Annotated in this window: 5 protein-coding genes; 4 read left to right on the forward strand and 1 reads right to left on the reverse strand. The window is 39.7% G+C overall.

Translation table 11 applies throughout. From position 1 onward, the window contains the following. Positions 1–562: 562 nt before the first annotated feature. Positions 563–1,708 (reverse strand): ATP-binding protein, encoded by a 1,146-nt coding sequence (locus tag VJ937_RS05665; protein ID WP_324065918.1) that lies wholly within the window; start codon positions 1,706–1,708, stop codon positions 563–565. Positions 1,709–2,506: 798 nt separating this feature from the next. Between VJ937_RS05665 and VJ937_RS05670 the strand changes: the two genes are divergently transcribed. The 4 genes from VJ937_RS05670 to rfaD all read left to right on the forward strand — a co-directional run. Continuing rightward, positions 2,507–3,316, forward strand: coding sequence for a tetratricopeptide repeat protein (locus tag VJ937_RS05670; protein ID WP_324065919.1), 810 nt, complete (start codon positions 2,507–2,509; stop codon positions 3,314–3,316). 12 nt (positions 3,317–3,328) lie between these two features. Continuing rightward, positions 3,329–3,700, forward strand: a complete 372-nt coding sequence (locus VJ937_RS05675) for a hypothetical protein (RefSeq protein WP_324065920.1) — start codon at positions 3,329–3,331, stop codon at positions 3,698–3,700. Between the two features lie 18 nt (positions 3,701–3,718). Then, positions 3,719–4,177: a hypothetical protein gene (locus tag VJ937_RS05680; protein ID WP_324065921.1), complete on the forward strand. Its 459-nt coding sequence runs from the start codon at positions 3,719–3,721 to the stop codon at positions 4,175–4,177. 151 nt (positions 4,178–4,328) lie between these two features. Continuing rightward, positions 4,329–5,203, forward strand: an 875-nt coding sequence (rfaD, locus tag VJ937_RS05685) for an ADP-glyceromanno-heptose 6-epimerase (protein WP_324065922.1), incomplete at its 3' end; no start/stop codon positions are given.

The following is a 5,203-nucleotide window of genomic DNA, read 5'->3' on the forward strand; positions in this document are numbered from 1 at the left end:
TAGGTGTGTCATAAAAACTACCGAAAACGAAAAATCTGTGCAAATCTGCTTTTTATGCCAATAAAATCTCGCGCAAATCATTTTTATCAGTCAAATCTGCGTTCTATGAATAGGAAAGGAATTTAGAAATGCCCAGCTATATTATTCAATCGTCAAAGACAAGCTTGTTTGTTGAGAAGTTGCAGCGAACCTGAAAAAGCGCGGTGCCTCTTAATTCCGGAGATTAAACGTTTATAGGACAATGCAATGCGGACGGAAAGCCAAATCCGGAGTTGAACCCGTCTTTTAATTGACGATAAATAAATTTATAATTCGGTATATTTCATTAACCCCTCGAAGATTTTCCGCTGCGCTCCAATCGCTTCGAAGGTTACTTTTCCGGCATCAAATATACAGCGGGCGTTGCCTGTTGCTGCTATAAGCCCTTTGGGCTTTTTTGTCCGGACAGATATGTTTATAAAGGCTTTCGCAGCCGCTGGTTCAAGCCGAATTTGCAATTCGGCTTGTCCACTTACTAAACCCCTAAATCCCTTAATTTTTCAGTGCCTAAAATAAAAACATTCTACCAGTCCTTCCAACCGATTAATTTTCCGTGAGGCGTTTCCAGTGTTTTATCACCACCATACACAACGGCTCCTTTAATTTCTTCTTTGGTAAGTTTACTCCAATATTTTAGTCCCTTAAAAAACTTTGCATTATATGTGGCTCCTGACTTGATTTCGTATGTTTCAACATGGGTTCCATTTTCAACTAACAAATCAATTTCATTGCCAATATTGTCGCGCCAGAAGTAAATAGATGGTTCTTCTGCTTTATTAAAATAGGTTTTTATTAATTCCGCAATTACCCAGTTCTCAAACAACCCCCCTCGTAAATAATGAGTTACAAGTTGCTCGTGATTTTTTATCCCCAATAAAGAGCAAGCCACACCAGTATCATAAAAATAGAGTTTTGGTGTTTTAACTAAACGTTTATTGAAATTTTTATGATAAGGCTGCAACAAATAAATAATATAACTGGCCTCTAAAACACTTAACCAGGCTTTTGCCGTTGGCTGTGTAATACCACATTCATTGGCGATAGACGATAAGTTTAGCAACTGCCCGATGCGTCCGGCACATAACTTCACAAAACGAATAAAACTATCAATATTGGTAATGTTTTGGAGTTGGCGCACATCACGTTCAATATAGGTTTGTATATAGAAAGGATAAAATTCAGTTGGAGCTATGTTTTTATCAAAAAGACGAGGATACCCACCTGTAAAAATAGGCTCATCAGGCAAACTGGATTTATGGTATGATGATGCAATTTCAGATTTAGAAAAAGGGAGGAGCTTTAGAATTGCAGTCCGTCCTGCCAGCGACTGACTTATTTTTTCCATCAGTAGAAAATTTTGTGAGCCCGAAAGAATAAACATTCCCTCTTTGTTTTCGCTATCCACATGGTTTTGCATGTAAGAAAACAGTTCGGGAATGCGCTGCACTTCATCGAATATGGCTTTTTCCTGATACTGTTTCAGAAAAAGACGCGGATCATCTTTCGCCATTTGCAATACATCCGGGTCTTCAAAATTTACATATTCATAATCGGGGAAAGATGCCTTTATAAGTGTTGTCTTTCCGGATTGACGTGGCCCGGTAACAGTTACAATGGGGTATTTGGAGGCAAAATACTGTAGCTTATTTGCAATCGCACGCTGTATCATTTTTTTTACAATTTTAAAATTGAATTTTTATTTTGTAAATATACAAGAATAAAATGAAATTTAAAACGGGAAGTAAGCCGGCAGCGATTTTATTAACCACTCGAAGGGTTTCCGCTGCGCTCCAACCGCTTTGAGGCTTAGGAGCGTACCTTTCAACCAGTCCGAAAAACCCTTCGAGTGGTCGCAGACCCTCGAAGCGGTTTAAACGAAAAGTAGCAAATCCGCAGTAATTGGTTGCAGGCTTTCCAGGCTTTCCAATCGTTTTTGAGAGGCTGTGCTACAAGGCCATCGCCATAGCCACGGCGTGGGTTTGTTTATTACCTGTAAGTGTTTAGAAAACTGTTCATTCTTTTTATGTAGAACCCGCACCGTGGCTTGCCCATTACTCCGGTCGGCCATGGCCAAACCCACACCTTGATTTTTCTGAACCCGCATAGCCGCTTCCAGCGGCATAGTGGATCAAAAACCATCCGGGCAATCAAAACCGCTAAGCGGCAAAAAAGCCGCTATGCCGAGACCATTAATCACTCGAAGGGTTTCCGCTGCGCTCCAACCGCCTTGAGGCTTAGGAGCAACTCAGCGAGAAACCTCCATGGGTAGAAAGTGTACAGCCTTCTGTGCTTGCTGGTTTGATCGAGGCCCTTTTATGGCTCATAAAAAATCATTAAATTGCAAATGGCATGATTTAGTTCGTAAATAAATATTTTCAAATGAAGACAGCCTTTTTTATCCTTTATTGCATTCTTTTAAATTACACTGCACAATATTTTTGACTTTAGTATCGAAAAATAATCAGACATGAAAATCACTAACACAATTATCGCGCTGCTGATACCAGCAATATTTATGGCTTGTAGCCAAAATCCACCAAAAGAAAAACAAGACAAAAGCCATTCAGAATCAATCATATCTGGTGTCTGGCTCCGTATGAGTCCTCAGGGCCCTGTAAAAATGCAGTTTAAGGATAACGGTAAGGTGACCATTGATTTTGGAAATGACCAATCTGTGGAAGTATCTTCAACTTACACCATAAACGGCGATACTGTGAAGTTCGCTGATGAAAATGGCCAGATGTGCCCGGCACCGGGAACTTACCTGATGGATGAAACACCTTATTACATGGCTTTTGATGTATTAAATGATACATGCAACGGCCGGATAAAAACCACAACAGGATTTTGGACCAAACCTAATTTCAGGGAGCTTCAGGATACCTTAGATAAACAAATTGCTGCAAATTCTGAGGCTGAATTGCATCTGATGCGTGGACGTTTATACATGGCCATCGGTAATTCAGAAAAAGCCCGCGAGGATTTTAGTGCTTTTATTGCCAATGATTCATCTAATGCCCGCGTATTTACCAACAGGGCTGCCACCTTTTTTCCCGGCGATATGCAGGGGGTTCTTGCCGATTGTGACCGGGCCATAGCACTCAACCCTGAAAATAAAAATGCCTGGTTTCTGCGTGGGTTGGCATTATACGAAATGGACCGTAAAAAAGAAGCTTGCGAAAGCTTTAGCAAAGCTATTGAATTAGGTTTTTCTGTATTGCGCATTGCTGAAAAACAAAAATGTGCAGAGTATTGGGATATTGAAAATACACCATAAATACATCGTGGTATGAAAACAGTAATCTATATTTCGGGTATTATTGGTGGGCTGGCCATTGTGTTGAGTATAATTGGTTTGTTCATGGAGTTTCCATTCAATAATCTTTTATTGATTGTAGGGCTCCTGTTGGTTTTTGCTGTTTCTATCCCATTGGGGCGTTTTGAACGTTATCGTTATAAAAAACGCATTGATCATATAAAACAGCAAAAGCACACCGGAACTGAATCCGGGAAAACTGACACAGAAACAAAAAGCCGGGCCAAAGGATGGGATATGAACACTTCGCCCTTCAGAAAACGCAAGTCGGGTTTAACCTGGGGAGGTGGAAATGTGAAAGGTGCCAATGCAAGCCGGGGTAAAAGAAGATCTTTTTTACGATAAAATCAAAATTTCAATAAAATGGAAAAGGTAATCGCACAAAAATTAAAATCATTACGCTTTGTCTATATGGCACTTATAATTGGTGTCATTTCTTTCATCCTGTTTGCTGTAATCATTAATTATTTCAATGGTTCCTTTCTTGTACCCGATCAAATAATGTACAACACTTTTTTAATCGTATCCAATGTATTTTTTGTAGTTGGGTTATTAGTGGCTGTTTATATTACCAGAAAGAAATTATCGGTCATTACCACTGATGATTTAGAATCAAAACTGGATCAGTACAGAGAGGCTATTTTAGCGAGAGGCGCCATTTTAGAAGGCACTACATTCTTGTTTGTGGCTTGCTATTTAATGATGGGATTCCATATTTTTTTAATTGAGACTATTATTGGAATTTTAGCACTGGCATTCTTTTTCCCTACCAACAGGAGAATTGCAGAAGAACTAAAAATCGATGTCAGGCAGTTGACCTGATAACTGTAGGCCATTGAAGTTTACCCGTATGTCTTTTCTTAAATTTCTGTGTCGAATGACAGTGCATATTTCAATATTGAAAACATAGAGCTTGCAAATAATCCTTCGGTATGTCTGTTAAAAAATGCTATTTTTGTAAAAAAATAGGAATATGATAGTTGTAACCGGAGCTGCCGGAATGATTGGTAGCAATTTAGTGCGTAAACTCAATGACGAAGGCTACAAAGATATAGTGGTAGTAGATGAATTTTCCAGAGAAGAAAAGAACCGCAACCTGGATAATAAGCAACTTGCCGCCCGGGTAGACCGCATGCGTTTTTTTGAATGGCTCGATGAAAACCATAAGTTCGTGCAGTTTATTTTTCATATGGGTGCGCGCTCGGCAACCACAGGCTACCCTAAGTCAGTTTACGATGAGCTGAACCTGAATTACAGTAAAACAGTGTGGAAGAAATGTGTAGCTTATGGTATTCCGCTTGTATATGCTTCAAGTGCTGCAACATACGGATTGGGTGAGAAGGGTTATAACGACGATCATACAGTTGTGGGCGATTTGCACCCCCTTAATTTATACGGCGAATCAAAGAACGATTTTGATAAATGGGCACTTCAGCAGGAACAACAACCTTTTTTCTGGGCAGGTTTGAAGTTTTTCAATGTATATGGTCCCAACGAGTACCATAAAGGTCGCATGGCCTCAGTAATTCTGCATACTTTTAACCAGATAAAAGAAACAGAGGGCATGAAATTATTCAAATCGCACCACCCGGACTACAACGATGGAGAGCAAACACGCGACTTTGTGTATGTAAAAGACTTATCGAAAATTATGTTTTTCCTCATGCATCATCGGAAAAATAGTGGCATATATAACGTGGGAACAGGCAAAGGTCGCACGTTTCTTGATCTTGCTACCAACACTTTCAAAGCAATGGGGAAGGAGCCAAACATAACATTTATTCCAACCCCGGAGGATATTCGTGATAAATACCAGTATTTTACTGAGGCTAACATGTCCAAATTGCA

The sequence above is a fragment of the Salinivirga sp. genome, from assembly GCF_035268865.1.
In the GTDB taxonomy this organism is placed as follows: Bacteria; Bacteroidota; Bacteroidia; order Bacteroidales; family Salinivirgaceae; genus Salinivirga.